Below are 23088 nucleotides of genomic sequence, written 5' to 3' on the forward strand. Positions count from 1 at the left end.
CGGGCTTGCTCGCGAAGGCGGTGGCACATTCGACATCGATGGTGACTGATACTGTGCTTTCGCGAGCAAGCTCTCCCACAGGGTTCCAAGGCGGGGCTGGCATTGGTGATCACCGCTCCCACAATGACCGAGTTAAACCCGACTTTTACCGGGCCGGCTATGGCTTGGCTAATTTCGCAAGTCGCCCTTCGATAAACCGCCGCTCCGGTAACTGTTGCGTCAGTTCAAGGGCGCGCTCGTACGCGGCCCTGGCCTCGTCGTCCCGCCCCAGTTGGCGGCAGAATTCGGCCCGCGCCGAGTGGGCAAGGTGGTAGTCCTGCAGTTCGCCACGGCCCAGGATCGCGTCGATCAAGCACAAGCCTGCCAGCGGGCCATCGCGCTGGGCCAGGGCGGCGGCGCGGTTGAGTTCGATCACGGGGGACGGCATGGCGCGCAACAGCACGTCATAGAGCCCGACGATCTGCGGCCAGTCGGTTTCCCGGGCCGTCGGCGCTTCGGCGTGTACCGCCGCTATCGCCGCTTGCAGGCAATACGGCCCGAACCGTCGGGTGCCCAGCGCCGCTTCCACCAGGGCACAGCCTTCGGCAATCAGTTCGGCATCCCACACCGTGCGGTCCTGCTCGTCCAACAGGATCAACTCCCCGGTCGGCGACGTGCGCGCCAGGCGCCGGGATTCGTGCAGCAGCATTAACGCCAACAGGCCCATGACCTCGGCCTCGGGCAACAATTGCAGGAGCAATCGCCCGAGCCGGATGGCCTCGCGGGTCAGGTCTTCACGGGTCAATTCGGCGCCCATCGAGGCCGAATAACCCTCGTTGAACACCAGGTAAATCACCCGCAGCACGCTGTCCAGCCGCTCGGGCAACTCCGCGCGGGACGGCACCTGATAGGGGATCTTCGCGTCACGGATCTTCGCCTTGGCCCGCACGATGCGCTGGGCAATGGCCGCCGGGGCGGCAAGAAAGGCGCGAGCGATTTGCTCGGTGGTCAGGTCGCAGACTTCTCGCAGCGTCAACGGCACCTGTGCATCGGCGGCCAGGGCCGGATGGCAGCAGGTGAAAATCAGCCGCAAGCGATCGTCTTCCACGTCTTCATCACTCCAGTCGGCCTGCTCCAGCGCCTCCAGTTGAGCGATCAACAGCGGCCGGGACGCGGCAAAGCGCGCGCGCCTGCGCAAGCTGTCGATGGCCTTGAACCGCCCGGCTGACACCAGCCAGGCCCGCGGATTGTCCGGTACGCCGTCGCGCTGCCAGCGTTCGACGGCGATGAAAAAGGCGTCGTGCAAGGCCTCTTCCGCCAGGTCGAAGTCTCCCAGCAGGCGAATCAGCGTGGCGAGGATGCGCCGCGAATCTTGCCGGTACACCTGCTCGACCCGCGCCCGAACCGCCTCGGCCGGCATCAGTCGGGCATGCCTTGGGTGACTAGCGTTTCCAGGCGGTCCAGGCTCTGGCCCCAACCGTCATGGAAACCCATCGCCTCGTGCGCCTGGCGATCCTCCTCGCTCCAGTGCAATGCCCGGGCGGTGTAGCGGGTTTTGTCACCGACCTCTTCGAGCACCACTTCAGCGGTCATGAAAGCCTTGCCCGACGGTATCCAGCCCGGCACGAATGCATCGGTGAACACCAGCCGTCGAGGTGCAAGGATTTCCAGGAACACGCCCATGGTCGGGTACTCACTGCCGTCCGGCGCGCGCATCAAGGTGCGAAACTGGCCACCGACCCACAGGTCCATTTCGCACTCCGGCGTCGTCATGCCGTGGGGGCCCCACCACTGCACCAGCAAGGCCGGCTCGGTCCAGGCGCGGAAAATCTTCTGGCACGGCGCGTCGATCATTCGGCTGATGGACAACGCATGAGGGGCTGGCTTGAGGTTCATGGGTCAAATCCTGTCTTGTGATTGTTGTTCAGGGGTTCAGTTGGCGTACCGGTCGCACTTCGACGCAGCCGACCCGGGCCGCCGGGATATGGCCGGCGACCTGGATGGCTTCGTTCAAGTCCTTCGCGTCGATCAGGTAGAAGCCCGCCAGTTGCTCCTTGGTCTCGGCGAACGGGCCGTCGGTGATCGACAGCTTGCCGCCGCGCATGCGCACCGTGGTGGCCGTCTGCACCGACGCCAGGGCCTCGGCGGCAAGCATCCGCCCGCTGCCCTGGATCGACTCGGCGTAGGCCATGCACTCGGCATCCTCAGGGCTGTCGGGGGCGTTGTGCAGCGTGTGTTCGTTGCTGTAGACCAGGCATAAGTACTTCATGACAAACTCCGCGATCGAACGGATCAACTATGGACGGCAGAAAGACCGTTGGCGAAAAAACCGACGATCAGGGCTGCAAATCGAAGATCGCCGTGCCGGCCATCGGGTCGAACGGTGCCGACCAGTGCTCGTGGGCGATCTTCCATTGCCCGGCCACGCGCCGGTAGCAGGCCGTCACGCGCATCCAGCAGGCCTGTTCCTCACCCTTGTCGTTGGTGCCGCCGCAGTAGGCCAGCCAGTGGGCGAAGGCAATGGCGTCGGCGGGCGTGATCCGGACCTGGTGGAAGTCGAACTTGTGCGGCCCGGGGCACATTTCCATGCACGCCTGCCAGTGCGCCCGGTAGGCGGCCTTGCCCTTGAATTGCAGGGCCTGAATGGCATCGAACGAGACGATGTCCTCGTCATAGAGGGCCATGACTTTTTCGACATCCTTGCTCATGACCGCTTCGCGATAGGTGTCGATCAAGGCCTGGATCTGGGTTTCGGTGGCTTGGGTATTCATGGTGATTCTCCGCAGTTTTTTGTGGAAGACACCCTTTGTCGTCTGGAGAAACGGCGAATCGACAACCCTGGCAAAAATAATTCGAGGCAAAAAATTCGTTAGAATCGCGCCCCTACACTGCCGGCAAACCAAGGACGTTTTTGTGACCGCCCAACTCGTACCCTACGAAGCCCTGACCCCGCAGCAACGCGAACAGGTCGAAGCCATCGAAATCCATCCCGCACAGGTGCAGTACGCCGGTGATATCCACGGTGCACTGCACACGTTGCTGTCCCGGCCCGGCCCCGGGGTCAAGGGCTTTGCCCTGGTGGCCAACGACGTGCCCGTGGCCTTCCTGCTGCTCAAGCGCCCGCCGGTACTGCCCGCCTGGGCCAATGAACACAGCGCCACCCTGCACGCCCTGCAGGTCGATCATCGGGTCCAGGGCCAGGGCTACGGCAAAGCCTGCCTGGAGGCGCTGCCCGCCGTGGCACGGGCGGCCTGGCCGGAAATCAGGGGGCTGGAGCTTTCGGTCGATGCCGATAATGCAGCGGCCATCGGCCTGTACACCCGACTGGGCTGGGTCGACAGCGGCGAGGCGTACAGGGGCCGTATCGGTTATGAGCGGCGGATGGGGTTGATGTTCTAGCCGCCGGTCACGGTTGGAGCGGTATCCAGATCTCCAGGCTGCCCTCGCCGGTCTTTGGGTTGAAATCTTCGCTGTAGCGTTCGAATTCCGGGGCATCCGCAGCAGCATGGCCTGACTGGGGCAACCAGACATCCCAGATGTAGCGGAACGTCTCCGGCAGTTGTTTCAGCGGCCCCTTGTGTTCGAACACCGCGTAACGGGCCGGCTGGATCTCGATCCAGCGGAATTGTTCGGGCAAGTCGTCGAGCCGGCTGATTTCCACGCCGGCGATGTATTCGAACCCGCCCTCCCCGTCCGGGTTGCAACCCACGCCGTAGGTGACTTCATCCTTCTCCCCCGGCACCTTGCCGAGCCAAGGCAGGAATTTCTCCCAGACCAGCGGGATGTCCTGCATCGTGCACGCGGTAAAACGTGCGCCAAAACCGGCAATCAGTAGAAAGCGACCTTGTTCGAGGCGTGGCTCGGCGGCGTAATCGCGTGCGTGCTTTTCCATGCGTCAACACTCCGGAAAAACGTGAAGTCGGGCTTGGCAGTATAGAAAGCCAACACGTGATTGCCAGCACCGTTTCGCTTGTCAGAACCCCGGCAAGGCCGGCATGGCGGTTTTTGCAACGAACTCGTCGTAGCCAGAAACAATTACGTATACGGCGAAATAGCAGAAGATCGCCGCGGATGCCCAGCAGGAGTAGCGCAACAGCTTATCCCCCAGCAATTTGCCGCCCTGGGTCGCCGCCAGGCACAGGCCCGCACTCCATAGCAACCCGGCGCAGAGAAAACCACTGAGAAACAGCGCCGAACTGAGCACCGTCCCGCCGCCCGCACGAGCAATGAGCGTGCCCCCCACCGCCGCGAACCACAAAATGGCGCTGGGTGACGACATGGCCAGGAAGATCCCGCGCAGGAACGCCTGCCGGGAGGATTGACCACGCACTTCGCCGGCCTCGGCCAAGACGGCACTGTGATACATCGCCGCGTGGATCATCTTCGCCGCGAAATACAGCAATAACGCCGAACCGCCGATCCACAGCACCCAGCGCACCGTTTCGTATTGCAACAGCACGGTCATGCCCGCCAGGGCCAGCACCGCATAGATCAGGTCCCCCACGCACGTACCCAGGCCCAGGGCAAACCCCTGGGAATAACCGCGCTGCATGGCCAGGGTGATCATCGCGATGTTGGCGACGCCGATGTCCAGGCACAGGGAGAGGCTCAGCAAAAAACCGCTGGAAAATTCCATCATCGTTCCGTTCGAGTAGGTATGGCGAATTGCGACTGTCCGCACGCGTGCGGCGGGCGGGTCGACAGTGTCGTCGAAAATAGTTGTGGGGCGCCACTGGACAAGCGGCCACGGCGGCCATTATCTTGCGCCGCAGGCCACCGCAGTGGCCAACGTCGCTCGGACGGTTCCGGGCGCTCACGTATCTCGAGGCAACAATGGCCGAACAAGGTTCGCCGCGCCGCTTTGCGCGCATCGATCGACTCCCCCCTTACGTTTTCAATATCACTGCCGAGCTGAAGATGGCTGCGCGTCGGCGCGGCGAAGACATCATCGACTTGAGCATGGGTAACCCCGACGGCGCCACGCCTCCCCACATCGTGGAGAAACTGGTGACCGTCGCCCAGCGGGAAGACACCCACGGCTACTCCACCTCCAAGGGCATCCCGCGCCTGCGCCGCGCCATTTCGCGCTGGTACAAGGACCGCTACGAGGTGGACATCGACCCGGAAAGCGAAGCCATCGTCACCATCGGTTCCAAGGAGGGCCTGGCCCACCTGATGCTGGCGACCCTGGACCAGGGCGACACCGTGCTGGTGCCCAACCCCAGCTACCCGATCCACATCTACGGCGCGGTGATCGCCGGCGCCCAGGTGCGCTCGGTGCCACTGGTGCCGGGCGTGGACTTCTTCGACGAACTGGAACGGGCCATTCGCGGCTCGATCCCGAAGCCGAAGATGATGATCCTGGGCTTCCCGTCCAACCCCACGGCGCAATGCGTCGAGCTGGATTTCTTCGAGCGGGTCATCGCCCTCGCCAAGCAGTACGACGTGCTGGTAATCCACGACCTGGCCTACGCCGACATCGTCTACGACGGCTGGAAAGCCCCGTCGATCATGCAGGTGCCGGGCGCGAAGGACATCGCGGTGGAGTTCTTCACCCTGTCCAAGAGCTACAACATGGCCGGCTGGCGCATCGGCTTCATGGTCGGCAACCCGGAACTGGTCAGCGCCCTGGCGCGGATCAAGAGCTACCACGACTACGGCACCTTCACGCCCTTGCAGGTGGCCGCCATCGCCGCGCTGGAAGGCGACCAGCAATGCGTGCGCGACATCGCCGAGCAGTACCGCCAACGCCGCAACGTGCTGGTCAAGGGCCTGCATGAACTGGGTTGGATGGTGGAAAACCCCAAGGCCTCGATGTACGTCTGGGCCAAGATTCCAGAGGCGTATGCGCACCTGGGCTCGCTGGAGTTCGCCAAGAAGCTGCTGGCCGAAGCCAAGGTCTGCGTCTCGCCAGGGGTGGGGTTCGGTGAATACGGGGATGATCACGTGCGCTTCGCACTGATCGAGAACCAGGACCGGATTCGTCAGGCGGTGCGGGGCATTCGGGCGATGTTCCGGGCCGATGGGTGGGTCGGCAAACCTAACGCCTGACACACAACCAAAATGTGGGAGCGGGCTTGCTCGCGAAAGCGCACTGACCATCAACGAAGATGTTGATGTTCTACCGCCTTCGCGAGCAAGCCCGCTCCCACATTGCTTATGCGCGGCTTAAACCACCAGCGACAACAACAGGATAAAGCCCAGGCCCACCACGGACAGGATGGTCTCCATCGCGGTCCAGGTCTTGAACGTCTCGGCCACGGTCATGTTGAAGTACTGCTTGACCAGCCAGAAACCTGCATCGTTGACGTGGGACAGGATCAACGAACCGGCGCCGGTTGCCAGCACCAGCAACTCGCGGTTCACACCCGGGATCATCCCCACCACAGGGACCACGATGCCAGCACCGGTGATGGTCGCGACGGTGGCCGAACCGGTGGCGATACGAATCACCGCGGCCACCAGCCAGGCCAGCAGGATCGGCGAGATCTGCGCATTCACCGCCATATGGCCGATGACATCACCCACGCCGCTGGTCACCAGCATCTGCTTGAAGCCACCACCGGCACCGATGATCAGGATGATCGCGGCGGTGGGCGCCAGGCTGGCGTCGAGCAACTTCAGGATCTGGTTCGAACCGATGCCCTGGCGATGCCCGAAGGTGTACAGCGACAGCAACAGCGCCAGCAGCAACGCCGAGATCGGGTGGCCGATCAGGTCCATGAACGTGCGAAAGACGTTACCGTCCGGCAGCACCACATCGGCAAAAGTCTTGAGCAGCATCAGGAACACCGGCAGCAGAACGGTAACCAGGGTGATGCTGAAGCTCGGCAGTTCCTTGGCATCGGGTTCGCGGGCCAGTTGGTCAACCAGCTCCTGGTTGGCGTGACCTGGAATGTGCTTGGCGATGAACGTACCGAAAATCGGACCGGCAATGATGGCGGTCGGCAAGGCAACGATCAGCCCATAGAGGATGGTCTTGCCGATGTCGGCGCCGAACACCCCGATGGCCAGCAGCGGCCCCGGGTGTGGCGGTACCAGGCCGTGCACGGCGGACAGGCCGGCGAGCAGCGGGATGCCGATCTTGATGATCGACACGCCGGTGCGCCGGGCCACGATGAACACCAGCGGGATCAACAGCACGAAGCCGATTTCGAAGAACAGCGGAATCCCCACCAGGAACGCGGCGAACATCATGGCCCACTGCACCTTGTCCTTGCCGAACGCGCGGATCAAGGTCTGGGCGATCTGGTCGGCCCCGCCCGACTCGGCCATCATCTTGCCGAGCATCGTGCCCAGCGCCAGGATGATCCCGACAAAGCCCAGCACCCCCCCGAAGCCGTCCTGGAACGCCTTGATGATGGTGCCGATCGGCATGCCCGAGGTCAGGCCGAGAAACGCGGCGGCGATGGTCAGGGCAATGAACGGGTGGAGTTTGAACTGGGTGATGAGGAGGATAAGTCCGATCACCGTGACCACTGCATCGAGCAGTAGGAACGTCTCGTGGGACATGCCAAACATGAGGGGTGTCTCCTGATTTGTTGTTGTTATTGAAGCAGTTAGTTGTAAGCCGTCGGGACAGCGCTATCTTTCTGACGCAAAAACAGTGGGGCTCAGCTCGCCAGCTTCAAGCCGTGTTCCAACCACCAGGCGTAGGCTTGCTGGGCCAGTTCGTCGACGCTGTGGCTGGACGCGTCCAGAGCCAGGGTCAGGGGCTCGCCGACAGGGGACTGGAGGGTGGCAAACTGGCTGTCGATCAGGGTCGACGGCATGAAATGGCCCGGACGATGGGACACGCGGTCGGCGGCCACTTCGGGGGTCAGTTCGAGGAATACGAAGCCCAAGCCCGGCAAGGCGCTGCGCAGACGTTCGCGATAACTGCGCTTGAGGGCCGAACAGGTCAGCACCGGGCGTTCGCCGGTGGCATCGACGCGGCGCAACTCGTCGCACAGGCTGTCGAGCCAGCCGGCACGGTCGTCGTCGTTCAGGGGAATACCGGCGCTCATCTTCTGGATGTTGGCCGCAGGGTGGAAGGTGTCGCCTTCGATGGCGGTGGCGCCGCTCAACTGGCACAGGGCCTGGCTGACACAGGTTTTGCCGCAACCGGCAACGCCCATGATGACCAGGGCGGTGATGGGATTGTTCATGTAACACCTCAGCGCGCAGACAGCGCTACCTTTGCCAGTTATGACACCGCAGCAAAAGCAGAAGTTGCCGACGCCTTCTTGTCATTTTTGTGGTTGCAGCATGTTCGTTCACGACACCCACGCACGAGGTTCAGGCAAACCCCGCTCACGCATTTGCAGCCGCGTCGAGACAGCGCTACCTTAGTGCCTTGATTTTTGTTTGGCAAGCCGCCCTGATGACCGCCCCTAAAAACGATAAGAATCCTCGCACCACCGGCCGCCCTACCCTCAACGAAGTAGCACACCTGGCCGGTGTCAGCCCCATCACCGCTTCCCGCGCCCTGCGCGGCGTCAGCACCGTGGCCACGGAACTGGTGGAAAAAGTCCGCCAGGCCGCGCTGGAACTCAACTACGTGGTCAACCCGGCCGCCCGTGCGCTGGCATCGGCCCAGAGCCATTCGGTGGTGGTGCTGGTCCCGTCGCTGTCCAACCTGCTGTTCATCGACACCCTCGAGGCGATCCATCGTGTGCTGCGGCCCAAGGGCTTCGAAGTGGTGATCGGCAACTACCACTATTCCCGGGACGAAGAAGAAGACCTGTTGCGCAACTACATGGCCTATCAGCCACGAGGTTTGCTGCTGACCGGTTTCGACCGCACCGAGAGCGCCCGGCGCATGATCGAGGCCAGCAACATTCCCTGTGTGTACATGATGGAACTGGACCCCGGCGCGGGCCTCAATTGCGTGGGCTTTTCCCAACTCAAGGCTGGCGAGACGGCCGCCGCGCACCTGATTTCCAAGGGCCGCAAGCGCCTGGCCTACATCGGCGCCCAGCTGGACCAGCGCACCCTGGCGCGTGGTGAAGGCTTCCGCCGCGCGTTGCAGAAGGCCGGGCTGTACGACCCGGACCTGGAACTGCTGACGCCACGCCCGTCCTCGGTGGGGCTGGGCGGCGAGCTGTTTCTGCAATTGCTCGACAGCCACCCGGATGTCGACGCGATCTTCTTCGGCAACGACGACCTGGCCCATGGCGCCTTGTTCGAAGCCCTGCGCTGCGGCATCAGGATCCCCGAGCAGATCTCGGTCCTGGGCTTCAACGACCTGCCCGCCTCCGCCCACATGGTGCCGCGCCTGAGCAGCATCAGCACCCCACGGGAAGCCATCGGCCAGCGCGCCGCTGAGCAGATGCTGACGCTGATGGCGGGCAACCGCATCGCGCAACCGGTGGTGGACATGGGGTTCGAACTCAAAGTACGCGAAAGCACCTGAAGGCCCAGGCGGTCGATCGATGCCGTCCAGCGGCAAGGGTTGGCCGCCCTTCCTAGCGTCCGATGGCGCCGCCCCCTGTAAAACCTGGGGTCGCAGGCCAGGCATGGGAATTGCTCTGGCCCATGGCCCAGCCATTACCTACAGGTGTCCATCATGTTGGTCAGTGCCAAACAACAAGCGATGAATCTGCCCCTCAAACGCCCCGGCGAGGACCTTACCGCCGAGGCGGCCAGCGGCCTGCAAAGCGCCGCATTGCAGGCGCTGCGCGATAACGTCCAGGCCCAAGCCAGCCAGGCCAGCACCCAGGTCCAGGATTCGTTCACCCGCCGCGCCACCCAGCAGGTCAACGCAGCCACCGCCATCAGCGACAAGGTGGACGAGGCGTTCGCCAAGACCCGCGTGCAATTGCAGAGCTCGTCGTCCAAAGACACTGCCGCGGCCGGCAGTTCCGCAATGGAAGCCTTCAAGGACTACATGAGCAAGACGCCGGAGCAACGCCTGCGCGACAGCATTCTTGCGGAGCTGGGCATCACCGAAGAAGAGTTCCAGGCAATGCCGCCCGAGAAGCAGGCCGCCGTCAGCCAGGAGATCGCGCAACGCATGCAGGACAAATCAGCGATAGCCCAGGTTGAAAAGGCCCAGGAAAACCGTACCGATGGCAAAACCCCATTGGCTGATGTGTTCCTCGCCTCTCTCTAAGCTTGATGATGCGCCGGGGCGGCCAGCTATACTGGCGGCCCCTGATTCCCTCCCCGTCCCTGCCATGCCTGAAATCCACTACACGCTGCTCGACGAACCGCTATGGCCGCTGATGAACAAGTTCTACCGCGCCCACCAATCCTCAATGAAGGCGGTGCGTGACGCACAGCTGTGGGTAGCGCGCCAGGACGACATCGTCGCCGCCCTGTGCCTGCGGCAGGTAGCAGGTGGGCATTGGTTGACCGGATTGTTTGTCGACCCGGCCTACCGCGCCCAAGGCATCGCGGCGCGGTTGATCGCCGAGGCGGTGAAGGCCGTGCAAGCGCCGGTGTGGTTGTTCTGCCATCCGGACCTGCGTGAATTTTATGAACGACGCGGATTCAGCTTCGACCCGGCCCTGCCCTATGCGATGGCGGAGCGATTGAGCCGGTATGCGCGCAGCAAGCCGATGATTGCGATGGGGTTGGTGCCTCCTTCTTAATGGCAACACAGGCCAATGTGGGAGCGAGCTTGCTCGCGATGGCGTCGGGTCTGTGATTCGACTGTGACCGACACACCGCTATCGCGAGGAAGCTCGCTCCCACAGAGGGACTGTGTCGGCTCCAGTCAGTCGTCGGCCGCAGGGTCCAGGTCCGGGAACATCACCTCGGTGAAGCCGAACTTGCTGAAGTCGCTGATGCGCGACGGGTACAGGCGCCCGATCAGGTGATCGCACTCATGCTGGACTACCCGCGCGTGAAACCCCGAGGCCGTACGCACGACGGGCTGGCCCTTGGGGTCGAATCCTTCGTAGCGAATGTGCCGATAGCGCTCCACGGCGCCGCGCAGGCCCGGCACGGACAGGCAACCTTCGAAGCCTTCCTCCATCTGCGGGTCCAGCGGGGTGATCAGCGGGTTGATCAGGATCGTTTGCGGCACGGCCTCGGCGTCGGGGTATCGCTCGCTGTGCTCGAAGCCGAAGATCACCAACTGCAGGTCCACGCCGATCTGCGGCGCCGCCAGGCCAACGCCGCCGACACTTTCCATGGTCTGGAACATGTCATCGATCAACTGCCACAGCTGCGGCGAGTCGAACATCTCCGGTGGCACGGGCGGGGCAATGCGCAGCAGGCGCTCGTCCCCCATCTTCAGGATTTCGCGAATCATGGTCGGGCTTCATCGGGGTGGGGGTGAGGGATGGAATGGTCGCGGCCCAGGCCCGACACATGCTGTTTCTCGTGCTCGCCAGGGTGTTTTTCACCCGGGTCCTTGCCCTCGGTGGACATGTGCTCGATGACGGCATTCATTTCCGCCCCAAGCAACAGCACCGCCGAAGAAATGTAGAAGTACAGCAACAGCACGATGATCGCGCCGATGCTGCCGTACATGGCGTTGTAGTTGGCGAAGGTCTTGACGTAGAACGCAAAGCCCAGCGAAGCGATGATCCACACCACCACCGCCAGCACCGACCCCGGCGTGATGAAGCGAAACTCCTGCTTGACGTCAGGCATCACGTAATAGATCAACGCCACCGCCACCATCAGCAAAATCACGATCACCGGCCAGCGCACGATCGTCCAGAGCGTGACGATGAATTCCTCCAGCCCGACCTGGGCCGCGATCCACTCCATCACCTGTGGCCCGAGAACCATCAGCGCCGCCGCAATAAGCAACATGCCGGCGATGCCCACGGTGTAGAAGATCGACAGCGGGAAACGCTTCCAGGCCGGACGGCCTTCCACCACGTCGTAGGCAGCGTTCATGGCGCTCATCATCAGCCGCACGCCCGCCGAGGCGGTCCACAAGGCAATGACAATACCCACCGACAGCAACCCGCCCTTGGATTGCTGGAGCTGGTCGATCACCGGGTTGACCTGCTCCAGGGCCTGGGGCGGCAGCACCAGTTCCGACTGCAGGCGCAGCCAGGAAAAGAAGTCCGGCAGGTGCAGGAAACCGATCAGCGCGATCAGGAAGAGGATGAAGGGAAACAGCGAAAACAGCATCTGATAGGCCAATGCCGACGCATAGGTGGACATCTCGTCGTCGAGAAACTCGGTCACGGTGCGCATCATCACACGATGCAAGGGCAAGCCTTTCATGGCCGGGAACATCATGTGCGTCTCCTTTCGCCGCAAAAAAGGAAGGTCGCTTGGCGACTCATGGGTTGTTATGCCAGACAAAGTAACCTGTTTGGCGACTTTTGGAACAATTTCCCCGGCGCAAGTTCGAGCCGACACGAAAACGGCCACCCGCAGATGGCCGTTCCAATCGTTTTTCCAGCGGGCCGGTTACGCTTTATCGACGCCTTTCTTGAGCGCGTCCTTGGCCTTGCCCACGTTTTGCTGGACCTCGCCCTTCTTCTCCTGGACCACGCCCTCGGCGCGCAGGCGGTCATTGTCGGTGGCCTTGCCGACGCCTTGCTTGATATTGCCGACGGCTTCGTTGGCAACGCCCTTCACTTTATCGCTCGTGCTACCCATGATGTGTCTCCTGTGAACAACGCTACGAAAAGTCATTACATAGGGTTGACCGGGGCCGTTTGCGGGGAGTTTCATTTTTTTCAACGGCACATTTGATCGGCAAATGCAGGTTGCGCTTTATGTTTGCCGAGCAACCCCCGAGAATGCCCCACGTATTCAGGCTGCGGCTTGAAGCTCCAACCCCGTAGGAACGTTATGAAACTCGATAAAAAGCAGGCCATTGCCCGCAGGAACCAGGAACTGGGCGGCGCCGTACTGGGCGTCAACAACTGCCACTTCAGCGAATTGAACCGCAACCGCAACATTTTCTGGTTCAACCTCCCGGTGACGCGCCTGGCCATCGGGCAATACGAATGGATCCACCTGCTGCTGCACACCCCGGCCACCGACCAGTTGCTGCACCTGAAAGTGCCGACGGTGTTCCTGCGCGAAAAAATGGAAGGCCTGGAAGTACGCAACCAAGGCAAGCGCAAGGCAGCCCTGAGCCTGGAGTTGAGCGCGGACAAGGATTCGTACCTGCAAGACATGCGGCCGGGGGGCACCAACCTGGATTTTGCGCAGTTCAGGGTGTAGCCAACTGCTGACGAACAACCCATTGTGGCGAGGGGATTTATCCCCGCTGGGGCGCGAAGCGGCCCTCGCTTTTTGGGTCTGCTTCGCAGCCCAGCGGGGATAAATCCCCTCGCCACAACGGCGGTCGACTCCAGATCACCGCCCAATAAAAAACCCCGCTCATGCGGGGCTTTTTGTGTACAAGCTTTTTACTTCTTCACACCCAGTTTCCTGAGCTCTTCATCACGCAGCTCGCGCCGCAGGATCTTGCCCACGTTGGTGGTCGGCAAGGCATCGCGGAACTCCACGGCCCTGGGCACTTTGTAGCCGGTGACGTTGGCGCGCATGTGCTCCATGACCTGCTCCTTGGTCAAGGTGACGCCCGGTCGTGCAACGATGAAGATCTTGATCGCTTCACCGGACTTCTCGTCCGGAATGCCGATGGCCGCGCATTGCAGCACGCCCGGCAGCGTCGCCAGCACGTCTTCCAGCTCGTTGGGGTACACGTTGAAACCGGAGATCAGGATCATGTCCTTCTTGCGATCGACGATGCGCATGTAGCCGTCGGGCTGGATCAGCGCGATGTCACCGGTCTTGAGCCAGCCTTCGCTGTCGAGGATTTCGTCGGTGGCTTCCTGGCGCTGCCAGTAGCCCTTCATCACTTGCGGCCCCTTCACGCACAATTCGCCGATTTCGCCCAACGGCTGTTCGACGCCCGCGTCGTTGATCACCTTGCACAAGGTCGAAGGCACCGGAATACCGATGGTGCCGACCTGGATGTTCTGGATCGGATTCACCGTGGCGACCGGGCTGGTCTCGGTCATGCCATAGCCTTCGCAGATCGGGCATCCGGTCACCGCTTTCCAGCGCTCGGCCGCCGCCAGTTGCAGGGCCATGCCGCCGGACAAGGTGACCTTGAGGGCCGAGAAGTCCAGCTTGCGGAACGCCTCGTTGTTGCACAGCGCCACGAACAGTGTGTTGAGGCCGACGAAGCCGCTGAACTTCCACTTGGACAGTTCCTTGACCATCGCCGGAAGGTCGCGCGGGTTGCTGATCAGGATGTTGTGGTTGCCGATCAGCATCATCGCCATGCAATGGAAGGTGAAGGCATAGATGTGGTACAGCGGCAGCGGCGTGATCAGCACTTCGCAACCTTCGTTGAGGTTCGAGCCCATGAGCGCCTTGCATTGCAACATGTTCGCCACCAGGTTGCGGTGGCTCAGCATCGCGCCCTTGGCCACGCCGGTGGTGCCGCCGGTGTATTGCAGCACCGCCACCTCATCGCTGGAAGGGTTGGCTTCGCTCACCGGCTGGCCGTGGCCCTTGCTCAGCACATCGTTGAACTTGACGGCCTTGGGCAAGTGATAGGCCGGGACCATCTTCTTGACGTACTTGATCACGCTGTTGATCAACAGGCGCTTGAGCGGCGGCAACAGGTCGGCCACTTCGGTGACGATGACGTGCTTGACACTCGTCTTGGGGACCACGGCCTCGGCCAGGTGCGCCATGTTCGCCAGGCACACCAGCGCCTTGGCGCCGGAGTCGTTGAACTGGTGTTCCATCTCCCGCGCGGTGTACAGCGGGTTGGTATTGACCACGATGAGCCCGGCGCGGATCGCACCGAACACGGCCACCGGGTACTGGAGGACGTTGGGCAACTGCACGGCGATTCGATCGCCGGGCTGCAAATCGGTATGCTGTTGCAGGTACGCGGCAAAGGCCCCGGACAACTCGTAGAGTTCACCGTAGGTGATCGTCTTGCCGAGGTTGCTGAATGCCGGCTTGTTGGCGAAGCGTTGGCAGGACTGCTTCAACACCGCCTGAATATTCGGATACTCGTCTGGATTGATGTCGGCAGCAATCCCAGCTGGGTACTTATCCTTCCAAAAGTCTTCGATCATGGAAGCCCACTCCTCAGCAACGCGAATTCTCACCGCATTTGATGCGATTATTATTGGTGTGTGTTTGTTGGTGAATCTGGCTTGAATCAAGGCCGAGAAGTCACAAAAGCGCGCCGAGAGTAGCAGCTTTGCCGAGGGTCGCCTAGGGCCAAAAGTGGCCCCCACAGTCACAAACATGACTCAAGAATATTCAATGGTCATTTTTAGAGTAAAAATTCTAGCCTGAACTGAATCGCCCTGAATACCCAGAAAACGATGGGAGCGAGCTTGCTCGCGATGGCGGTGTATCAGTCAGCATCTCTGTCACTGATATATCGCCATCGCGAGCAGGCTCGCTCCCACAGAGGGCTATTGGGCTTCTCGGGCCTCAGGCGATGTCGCGTAACTCACGACGCAGGATCTTGCCCACCGGCGTCATCGGCAACGACTCACGCAGCACGATGTGCTTGGGGATCTTGTAGCCGGTGAAGTTCTCCTTGCAGTAGGCCTTGAGCTCTTCCAGGCTGACGCCCGCTTCGCGCGCCACCACGAACAGTTTCACCGCCTCCCCCGAACGTTCGTCCGGCACGCCGATCACCGCGCAGTTGGCCACCTTCGGATGGGCCATCACCACGTCTTCGATCTCGTTGGGGTACACGTTGAAACCGGAGACGATGATCATGTCCTTCTTGCGGTCGACGATGCGCACGAATCCGTCCGGGTCGATCACCGCGATATCGCCGGACTTGAACCAGCCTTCGCTGTCCAGCACTTCGGCCGTGGCTTCGGGCTTGTTCCAATAGCCCTTCATGATCTGCGGGCCCTTGATGCACAACTCGCCACGTTCGCCCAAGGGCTGCTCGATGCCGTCGTCGCTGATCACCTTCATCAGCGTGCCTGGCACCGGCAAGCCCACCGTGCCCAGCCGCGACTTGTCGCCATAAGGGTTGGTGCAGGCCACGGGCGAGGTCTCGGTCAGGCCGTAGCCTTCGGTGATGCGGCATCCGGTGAGCTGCGCCCAACGCTCTGCGGTGGCCTTGACCAGCGCGGTGCCACCGGAATTGGTGACCTTGAGGTGGGAGAAATCCAGGGTCTTGAAGTCCGGGTGGTCCATCAACGCCACAAACAGCGTGTTGAGCCCCAGCAGCGCCGAGAATCGCCAGTGCTTCAGCTCTTTGATGAAGCCGCCGATGTCCCGCGGATTGGTGATCAGGACGTTGTGATTGCCGGTGACCATCATGCACATGCAATTGGCCGTGAAGGCATAGATGTGGTACAGCGGCAGCGGCGCGATCATCACCTCCTGGCCTTCGCGCATCAGCGGATGGCCATCGTCGCCGAACTGCCCCAGGCACGCCCGGGCCTGCTGCATGTTCGCCACCAGGTTGCCGTGGGTCAGCATCGCGCCCTTCGCCAGCCCGGTGGTGCCGCCGGTGTATTGCAGCACGGCCACATCATCGAGGCTGACCTTCAGCGGCTTGATCGGCTGGCCGCGTCCCAGGCGCAACGCACTCTTGAACGAAATGGCCTGGGGCAGCGAATAGTCCGGGACCATTTTCTTGACCTTGTTCACCATCAGGTTGACCAGCCAGCCCTTGGCCGCAGGCATCAGGTCGCCCATCCTGGCTTCGATCAGGTATTGCAGGTCGGTATCGGGCAGCACCTCCTGGACCTTCTGCCCGAACAGGTTCATGTACACCAGCGCGCGGGCACCGGAGTCCTTGAACTGATGGCGCATTTCCCGCGGGGTGTACAACGGGTTGGTGTTGACCACGATCAGACCGGCCCGCAAAGCGCCGAACACGGCAATCGGATAATGCAGGACATTGGGCATCTGCACCGCGATGCGATCGCCCGGCGCCAGGTCGGTATGGGCTTGCAGGTAGCCGGCAAACGCCGCGCTGTAGCGCTCGAGCTCGGCATACGTGAGGGTCACCCCCATGTTGCTGAACGCCGGGCGGTCGGCGAACTTCTTGCAGGAACGCTCGAACACCTCGATGACCGACTTGTAGGCGCCGAGGTCGACGTCCTGGGGCACGCCGGCCGGGCGCTTGTCATTCCAGAAATCAGGCTGCATTGTTTTTGTCCTCTTTACCTGAGCGTATCCGGGGACCGCATCTGTATCGCTTGCAGAGGCGGAGCTTCTGGGACACTAGCAGCTATGGTCAATCAGGCAAATATGGCAACCTGCGTCATAGATCGTGTGAATCTTCCTGCCTAGTGGTTTGTGTGGTGAGTTCAGCTTCTGGCGCCGAAGTGACTGACAGAACTGACCACATAGACACGAAAGCGTCGCCTGATCAGGCGAGACGCAACGGATGGGCTATACCATTGAGCAACATCGTGCCAAGGAACCGCCATGATCCACCAAACGTTCTGGCTGACCGCAACCGACCACAGCCGTCTGTTCGTCAACCAGTGGCTGCCCGATGCCGCGCCGGTGGCGGTCATCCTGCTGGCCCATGGCATGGCCGAACACAGCGGCCGCTATGCGCGCCTGGCCCAGGCGCTGTGCGATGAGGGCTATGGCGTCTACGCCCCGGACCTGCGCGGCCACGGACGCACCGCCGACGGAGCGACCCTCGGGCATTACGCGGACCAGGACGGCTGGGCCAAGGTCGTGGGCGACCTGGCGAGCCTCAACCATCACATCGGCCAGCAACATCCAGACACACCAATCGTGCTGCTCGGCCATAGCATGGGCAGCTACATCGCCCAGGGCTACCTGCTGCACCACAGCGCCAGCCTGCATGGGGCGATCCTCAGCGGTTCCAACTTCCAGCCCGTGGCGCTCTACCGCGCCGCGCGCCTGATCGCGCGTTTCGAGCGTCGGCGCCAGGGTGCCACCGGGCGCAGTGCGTTGATCGAGTGGCTGTCGTTCGGCAGTTTCAACAAGCCTTTCAAGCCCACGCGCACCGCTTTCGACTGGCTCAGCCGGGACCCGGCGGAAGTCGACAAGTACGTGCACGACCCCCTGTGCGGCTTTCGCTGCACCAACCAGCTGTGGGTCGATCTGCTCGGCGGGTTGCAGCAAATCAGCAAAGCGTCCAATCTCGCCCAGATCGATCCGGGCTTGCCGCTGCTGGTGATCGGTGGTGAATGTGATCCGGTGAGCCAAGGCAAGCGTCTGAAGGATCTGGCCGACGCTTTGCGCGCCGCAGGCAGCCAGCACCTGCAACTGACGATCTACCCGCAGGCCCGGCACGAACTGTTCAATGAAACCAACCGCGATGAAGTGACCGCCGACGTACTGGCCTGGATTGCCCAGGCCCTCAGCCACAAGCGGCCGCCACGCAGCGAGTAGGTCTCCAGCGTTTTCCTTTACCCGTCACAGGATTCAAGACACATGACCCAGGTTACCAACATCCCTTACGAAGCCCTTGAAGTCGGCCAGACCGCCAGCTACAGCAAGACCGTGGAAGAACGCGATATCCAGCTGTTCGCCGCGATGTCGGGCGACCACAACCCGGTGCACCTGGACGCCGAATTCGCCGCGGCCAGCATGTTCAAGGAACGCATCGCCCACGGCATGTTCAGCGGTGCGCTGATCAGCGCGGCGGTGGCCTGCGAGCTGCCTGGGCCGGGCACCATCTACATCGGCCAGCAGATGAGCTTCCAGAAACCGGTGAAGATCGGCGACACCCTGACCGTGCGCCTGGAGATCCTCGAGAAACTGCCGAAATTCCGCGTGCGCATCGCGACCCGCGTGTTCAATCAGCGTGATGAGCTGGTGGTGGACGGCGAAGCCGAAATCCTCGCCCCGCGCAAGCAACAGACCGTGACCTTGCCGACGCTGCCGGCGATTACTGTCGGTTGATTCGCTGAAGCGATCAGCCCCAGCGGATTGAATGAAGCACCGCATCTCTTGTGGCGAGGTAGCAAGCTCCCTCGCCACAAGGTTCGTGCGCGACGGACTATGGCAGGTCTTCGCGCACTTGCACGCTCGCCGTCATCCCTGCACTCAGGTTCACCCCTTCCGGTACCTTGTCCAACTTGATCCGCACCGGGATCCGCTGGGCCAGGCGCACCCAGTTGAACGTCGGCTCGACCTCCGCCAGCAGTTGCGCATCGGGGTTGGTGTTGCGGTCGGTGATGCCCCGGCTGATGCTCTCGACGTGGCCTTGCAATGCATGGTCGGTGCTCATCAGCCAGACCTTGACCAGATCACCGACGCGAATCCTCGGCAGTTTGGTTTCTTCAAAGTAAGCCTGCACATAGAAGGTCGAGTCATCGATCAACGCCATGACCGGCTGCCCGGCGTTCACGTAGTTGCCCTCGGCCAGGCGCAGGTTGGTGATGTGGCCGCTGCGGGGGGCCAGGACCTGGCTGCGGGCCAGGTTGAGCTCGGCAACCTTGGCTTCGGCCTGGGCTTCGCGCAATTCGCCGCGGGCGATGCCGGCGTTGATCTGGGCGTTTTCCCGCAGCTCGGCGCTGATGGCCTGTGGCCCCAGGGCGGCGCGGCGGCTGGCTTCGTGTTCGCGCAGGCTCAGTTGCTGCTGGCGGGTCTGGACCACCGCATGGGCTTTTTCCACCGCCGCCTCGAAACGCTCGCGGTCGATGCTCAGCAAGAGATCGCCGGCCTTGACCTGCTGGTTATCCACCGCCTTGAGCTCGCGCACCCAACCCGACACGTCGGGCGCAATCACCACCACGTCGGCACGGATCCGCGCATCGCGGGTCCAGGGGGTGAGCATGTAGTACTGCCACAGGTGGAACCCGGCGAAGATCGCCACGGCAACCACGCACAGCGTGACGGCGACACGTACGGAGGTACGCATGTTCAACTCCTATAGCGGCCCGAGGACCACGGTAATGACAGTCAGGACACAGACATAGAGGGCGCAGTCGAACAAGGCTTCATGCCAGATCCAGCGCCCGACCGGCAGCAGGCCGAGCAACAGGCGCAGCGCGCCGGTCACCAGCAGCGCCAACACCAGGTAAATCAGGAACGGACTGAGCAACACCCCGCCAATCGTCCACTCACGCAAGCCCATGGCTGTGCTCCCGTCGTTCAGGTTCATGCTGGCGGCACCAGGCGCGCCAGCTGTTCTGCAATTGCACCACCGCGCCCTGGGCCAGTTTCAGCGCATCACTGGCGGGTTGGGCCGCCAACACCTCAAGAAATTCGGCGCTCGCCGTCGCCAGGGCGTCGGCCCGATCGCCGGCCGGCCCGCGTTCGAGCGTGTGCTCCAAGGCAGCGAAGTAACGTTGCTGCGCCTGCTGCTCGGACACCTGGGCGACGGCCAGGCTCAGGCGCAGGTGCAACAGCTCATCGCCAATGTCCAGGCCCAGCAAGCCGTCGTCCCAACGGCTGCGGGCCTGCACCGGCAACTCCGGGTAATGCCGCGCCAGTTGCAACAGTCGGTCAGCCATGCGCCCGCCGAACCAGCTCTCGGCGCCACGCAGGCTGCGATGGGTCAGACGCACCAGATCATCGAGCGTCGCCGCCAGCAAGCGCCGGCTGTGCCAGGCCGGGTCACGCAGCATCAGCAGGTTGAACGCCAGCACCGCCGCGCCCACGCCGATCATCATCGCCTGGGCGTTGTTGAAGAACGCCGCGACGTCGTACTTCATGGTGTTGAGCGGCGAGACCAACACCACGAAATGCAGGCAGAACGAGGTAGCGGTGGCGAAGATCGGCGGCTTGGCCATGCCCAGTGCGCCGAAAAACAAAGGCACGCCCATGGCCAGGCTGAGCAGGGCGAAACTGCTCCACTGCGGCAGTACGATCTCGCCGATCACGAACGCCGTGGGCACGGCCAGGCAAATACCGCGCAGGAAGCTCATGCCAATCTGCGCACCGTTTTCGCGGCTGGCGAACAGGCTGCACACCACACACGTGAGCACCAGGGCGCCCGAGGCCGCAGGCCAGGCCGTGGCCAGCCAGAAACTGGCCACGGCGAGGAACGCCAGGGCACTGCGCGCGCCAAACACCATCGCCAGGGACAGGTCGCGATGAGGCGCCAGGGTGCGCGGCGGATCCACCGCCGCCTTGCCCTCCTGCACAGCCGTCAGGGCCGCGCAGGCGGCCAGGGCGGTGTCGAGCAACAACGCGATCCTGGCCAGGCAGTAACTCTGTGCCGAACTGATCTGCGGATCGTGGGACGCATCCCACACCCGGGGGCGCAGCGCTTGCAACGTGGCGCTGTCGCCGTCGAGGGCTTGCTGCACGTCGTCCATCCACGGCTGGAGCGCCTGGGCTTCGACGGGATCGAGTTGCCTCCACTGCCGACGCACCGAGCGGGAAATGCGCAGCAGCATCAACAGTTTCTGGCTCAAGCCGCTGATGGCCCGGGCCCGCTGCCGCCCCAGGCGGCCCTCGAACCAGGCGTGTTCACGCTGGGCGTCGACCGCGACAATCTTGCCGAGGATTTCCAGCAAGCCCTTGCGCGCCTGGGCATCGCCCGCCAGGGTGGCACGGGCCGCCTGCATGCCGCTCTGCCAGGCGGCGCGAGCCTGCCCGGCCAGTTGCCGCTCGACCCGCAGCGGCCAGAGCAAGGCACTGGCGGCCGTGGCGCAGATGATCCCCAGGCTGATCTCGGTGCAGCGCGCCACCGCCTGGTCGAACACGGTCAAAGGATGGGAAATGGCCGGCAAGGCGATGATCGCCACGGTGTACCCGGCGAGCACGAATGAGTAAGACCAGGCACTGCGCAGCAACGTCGAACAGGCCGTGCACAAGCCCAGCCACACCGCCAGGGCCAGCAGGAACAACCACGGTGTCTGGGCGAACAGGGCCATGAACACCACGGACATGACCGTGCCCACCAGCGTGCCGAGCAGGCGTGCCAGGCCTTTCTGGACGACCATGCCGGACAACGGCTGCGCGACGATGATCGCCGTCATCAATGCCCACGACGGCTGCTCCAGCCCGAAGCGCAACGCCAGCCACAGGGCCAGTCCGGCGCCGAGCACGGTCTTGATGGCGAACTGCAACGCGAGGCGGTCGGGAGCGAACAGGGCCTGGAAGGTAATGGGCACGCAAAAGACTCTTCTGGGGGAACGTTGTAACGATAGATGGAATGCAGGTAATCGGCAGGCGCAATTATTAGCTGGCTAACTACTTCAGTCCATAGGCGATTACCGTTGATTTTCACAACACACTTTCTCTGACCGGCGACGCTGCGCAAGAGATCCCTTGTCGCCAAACGACGCCCACAAAAAAACGCCAGGCAAGCTGGCGTTTTTTTGGGTCAGGCGTGCGCGTTAGCTGGCAGCACGCGCCTGGTTACGCAGCGCCTTGACCTGATCATGGTTGCGTTGCACACCGTGGTACTGGCGCTCGACCAGATCACGAATGCCCACCAGGTTGTGCTTGTTGATTTTCTCGATGGCTTCGCGATAAGCCTTCAAGGCATGGTCTTCGCCGCGCTCGGCTTCGTTGAGCACTGCCTCTTCGTCCTTGCCAGTGAACATCGACTTCACGTCGACCCAACGGCGGTGCAGGTCACCGGCTACGCTGGTGGAGGTTTCCGGATCGCCGCCCAGGGAACGTACAGCCGCTTGCAGTTCGGCAGCAGCCGTCGCGCAGTCAGTCGAACGCTTCACGAACAGCGCCTTGAGTTCGGGGTGCTTGATGTCTTCTGCGCAGGTCTTGAACCCTTCCTGGCCATCTTTGCTGGTCTCGATCAGGTCGTTCAGGACGGAGATGGATTCTTTGTTGATGTCAGTCATTTTTCAGTTCCTTTGCTGGTGAATAAAACCTGCAAGGACTATTGCATCGGCCGTGCCAGGCCAAAAACAAGATAAATATTCAATAAAATCAATCAGTTAATATTTAACCGGAAATCTGTATCCGCGTTATTTGCATGATCTGTCAATTGGCCTGCATGCAGAATGCCTGTATTTTCCAGGCTGGTTGAAGGAAGACGAATGCCATGAACCCGCAAATGCTCGAACTGCTGGTCACCCGCCAGATGCCCTTCGGCAAATACAAGGGTCGCATCCTGGCCGACCTGCCCGGCCCTTACCTGAATTGGTTCGCCCGCGAAGGTTTTCCCCACGGCGAACTGGGCGGCCTGCTGGCGTTGATGCAGGAAATCGACCACAACGGTTTGTCCGACCTGCTCGACCCGTTGCGCGCCAAACACGGCAAACCCAAGCCCCGCCATTGACCGAGTCTCCC

Annotated in this window: 26 protein-coding genes; 9 read left to right on the forward strand and 17 right to left on the reverse strand. The window is 62.4% G+C overall.

The window, feature by feature from the left end; all coding sequences use genetic code 11:
* Positions 1–157: 157 nt before the first annotated feature.
* From VM99_12880 to VM99_12895, 4 genes are all read right to left on the reverse strand, one after another.
* Entirely contained in the window at positions 158–1399 is a 1242-nt protein-coding gene (locus tag VM99_12880) for an RNA polymerase subunit sigma-24 (protein ID AKJ98915.1), read from the reverse strand.
* Entirely contained in the window at positions 1399–1875 is a 477-nt protein-coding gene (locus VM99_12885) for a polyketide cyclase (GenBank protein AKJ98916.1), read from the reverse strand. The genes VM99_12880 and VM99_12885 overlap by 1 nt, the downstream gene beginning before the upstream one ends.
* 28 nt (positions 1876–1903) lie before the next feature.
* On the reverse strand, positions 1904–2248 hold the full coding sequence (locus VM99_12890) for a dehydrogenase (GenBank protein ID AKJ98917.1): 345 nt from the start codon (positions 2246–2248) through the stop codon (positions 1904–1906).
* Positions 2249–2315: 67 nt separating this feature from the next.
* Positions 2316–2750 carry a ketosteroid isomerase gene (locus VM99_12895; protein ID AKJ98918.1) on the reverse strand — a complete coding sequence of 145 codons (435 nt, stop codon included), beginning with the start codon at positions 2748–2750 and terminating at the stop codon, positions 2316–2318.
* Between the two features lie 142 nt (positions 2751–2892).
* Here VM99_12895 and VM99_12900 point away from each other — a divergent pair, with 142 nt between their 5' ends.
* On the forward strand, positions 2893–3378 hold the full coding sequence (locus tag VM99_12900) for a GNAT family acetyltransferase (GenBank protein ID AKJ98919.1): 486 nt from the start codon (positions 2893–2895) through the stop codon (positions 3376–3378).
* A 7-nt stretch (positions 3379–3385) separates the two neighbouring features.
* On the opposite strand, the gene VM99_12905 is transcribed toward VM99_12900, so the two are convergent.
* Both VM99_12905 and VM99_12910 read right to left on the reverse strand, forming a co-directional pair.
* Positions 3386–3871 carry a transcriptional regulator gene (locus VM99_12905; protein AKJ98920.1) on the reverse strand — a complete coding sequence of 162 codons (486 nt, stop codon included), beginning with the start codon at positions 3869–3871 and terminating at the stop codon, positions 3386–3388.
* 81 nt (positions 3872–3952) lie between these two features.
* Positions 3953–4615: a lysine transporter LysE gene (locus tag VM99_12910; GenBank protein ID AKJ98921.1), complete on the reverse strand. Its 663-nt coding sequence runs from the start codon at positions 4613–4615 to the stop codon at positions 3953–3955.
* Positions 4616–4812: 197 nt separating this feature from the next.
* Here VM99_12910 and VM99_12915 point away from each other — a divergent pair, with 197 nt between their 5' ends.
* On the forward strand, positions 4813–6030 hold the full coding sequence (locus tag VM99_12915; protein ID AKJ98922.1) for a glutamate-pyruvate aminotransferase: 1218 nt from the start codon (positions 4813–4815) through the stop codon (positions 6028–6030).
* Positions 6031–6147: 117 nt separating this feature from the next.
* Here the strand turns inward: VM99_12915 and VM99_12920 are convergent, their stop codons facing one another.
* Both VM99_12920 and VM99_12925 read right to left on the reverse strand, forming a co-directional pair.
* Entirely contained in the window at positions 6148–7500 is a 1353-nt protein-coding gene (locus VM99_12920) for a permease DsdX (GenBank protein ID AKJ98923.1), read from the reverse strand.
* A gap of 92 nt (positions 7501–7592) precedes the next feature.
* On the reverse strand, positions 7593–8126 hold the full coding sequence (locus tag VM99_12925; GenBank protein ID AKJ98924.1) for a gluconokinase: 534 nt from the start codon (positions 8124–8126) through the stop codon (positions 7593–7595).
* Positions 8127–8341: 215 nt separating this feature from the next.
* On the opposite strand from VM99_12925, the gene VM99_12930 reads away from it, so the two are divergent.
* From VM99_12930 to VM99_12940, 3 genes are all read left to right on the forward strand, one after another.
* Complete coding sequence (locus tag VM99_12930; GenBank protein AKJ98925.1) at positions 8342–9373, forward strand: LacI family transcriptional regulator; 1032 nt, start codon at positions 8342–8344, stop codon at positions 9371–9373.
* A gap of 153 nt (positions 9374–9526) precedes the next feature.
* The gene (locus VM99_12935; GenBank protein ID AKJ98926.1) at positions 9527–10072 is read left to right on the forward strand and encodes a hypothetical protein; all 546 of its coding nucleotides are present in this window, start codon (positions 9527–9529) and stop codon (positions 10070–10072) included.
* A gap of 64 nt (positions 10073–10136) precedes the next feature.
* Positions 10137–10553 carry a GCN5 family acetyltransferase gene (locus VM99_12940; protein ID AKJ98927.1) on the forward strand — a complete coding sequence of 139 codons (417 nt, stop codon included), beginning with the start codon at positions 10137–10139 and terminating at the stop codon, positions 10551–10553.
* Between the two features lie 125 nt (positions 10554–10678).
* On the opposite strand, the gene VM99_12945 is transcribed toward VM99_12940, so the two are convergent.
* From VM99_12945 to VM99_12955, 3 genes are all read right to left on the reverse strand, one after another.
* Positions 10679–11218, reverse strand: coding sequence for a peptide deformylase (locus tag VM99_12945; protein ID AKJ98928.1), 540 nt, complete (start codon positions 11216–11218; stop codon positions 10679–10681).
* Complete coding sequence (locus tag VM99_12950; protein ID AKJ98929.1) at positions 11215–12165, reverse strand: ribonuclease BN; 951 nt, start codon at positions 12163–12165, stop codon at positions 11215–11217. Before VM99_12950 ends, VM99_12945 begins: the two co-directional genes overlap by 4 nt.
* Positions 12166–12339: 174 nt before the next feature.
* On the reverse strand, positions 12340–12531 hold the full coding sequence (locus VM99_12955; protein AKJ98930.1) for a hypothetical protein: 192 nt from the start codon (positions 12529–12531) through the stop codon (positions 12340–12342).
* Between the two features lie 195 nt (positions 12532–12726).
* Here VM99_12955 and VM99_12960 point away from each other — a divergent pair, with 195 nt between their 5' ends.
* On the forward strand, positions 12727–13104 hold the full coding sequence (locus VM99_12960) for a hypothetical protein (protein AKJ98931.1): 378 nt from the start codon (positions 12727–12729) through the stop codon (positions 13102–13104).
* Positions 13105–13292: 188 nt separating this feature from the next.
* Here the strand turns inward: VM99_12960 and VM99_12965 are convergent, their stop codons facing one another.
* Together VM99_12965 and VM99_12970 are read right to left on the reverse strand one after the other, a co-directional pair.
* Complete coding sequence (locus tag VM99_12965; GenBank protein AKJ98932.1) at positions 13293–14984, reverse strand: long-chain fatty acid--CoA ligase; 1692 nt, start codon at positions 14982–14984, stop codon at positions 13293–13295.
* A gap of 367 nt (positions 14985–15351) precedes the next feature.
* Complete coding sequence (locus VM99_12970; GenBank protein ID AKJ98933.1) at positions 15352–17040, reverse strand: long-chain fatty acid--CoA ligase; 1689 nt, start codon at positions 17038–17040, stop codon at positions 15352–15354.
* 282 nt (positions 17041–17322) lie between these two features.
* Here VM99_12970 and VM99_12975 point away from each other — a divergent pair, with 282 nt between their 5' ends.
* Positions 17323–18267: an alpha/beta hydrolase gene (locus VM99_12975; GenBank protein ID AKJ98934.1), complete on the forward strand. Its 945-nt coding sequence runs from the start codon at positions 17323–17325 to the stop codon at positions 18265–18267.
* A 42-nt stretch (positions 18268–18309) separates the two neighbouring features.
* The gene (locus VM99_12980; protein AKJ98935.1) at positions 18310–18780 is read left to right on the forward strand and encodes a 3-hydroxybutyryl-CoA dehydratase; all 471 of its coding nucleotides are present in this window, start codon (positions 18310–18312) and stop codon (positions 18778–18780) included.
* A 97-nt stretch (positions 18781–18877) separates the two neighbouring features.
* Here VM99_12980 and VM99_12985 read toward each other — a convergent pair whose 3' ends face one another.
* The 4 genes from VM99_12985 to VM99_13000 form a co-directional block, all read right to left on the reverse strand.
* Complete coding sequence (locus tag VM99_12985; GenBank protein AKJ98936.1) at positions 18878–19741, reverse strand: secretion protein HylD; 864 nt, start codon at positions 19739–19741, stop codon at positions 18878–18880.
* 9 nt (positions 19742–19750) lie between these two features.
* Positions 19751–19957, reverse strand: coding sequence for an efflux system membrane protein (locus VM99_12990; protein ID AKJ98937.1), 207 nt, complete (start codon positions 19955–19957; stop codon positions 19751–19753).
* A complete protein-coding gene (locus VM99_12995; GenBank protein AKJ98938.1) occupies positions 19944–21944 on the reverse strand; it encodes a fusaric acid resistance protein in 2001 nt (666 codons plus the stop codon). The genes VM99_12990 and VM99_12995 overlap by 14 nt, the downstream gene beginning before the upstream one ends.
* A 225-nt stretch (positions 21945–22169) precedes the next feature.
* The gene (locus tag VM99_13000; GenBank protein AKJ98939.1) at positions 22170–22637 is read right to left on the reverse strand and encodes an aldehyde dehydrogenase; all 468 of its coding nucleotides are present in this window, start codon (positions 22635–22637) and stop codon (positions 22170–22172) included.
* Between the two features lie 203 nt (positions 22638–22840).
* On the opposite strand from VM99_13000, the gene VM99_13005 reads away from it, so the two are divergent.
* Entirely contained in the window at positions 22841–23077 is a 237-nt protein-coding gene (locus tag VM99_13005; protein AKJ98940.1) for a hypothetical protein, read from the forward strand.
* The last annotated feature ends 11 nt before the right edge of the window (positions 23078–23088 follow it).

Origin of the sequence: Pseudomonas chlororaphis, assembly GCA_001023535.1 — a bacterium.
GTDB classification, from domain to species: domain Bacteria; phylum Pseudomonadota; class Gammaproteobacteria; order Pseudomonadales; family Pseudomonadaceae; genus Aquipseudomonas; species Aquipseudomonas chlororaphis_E.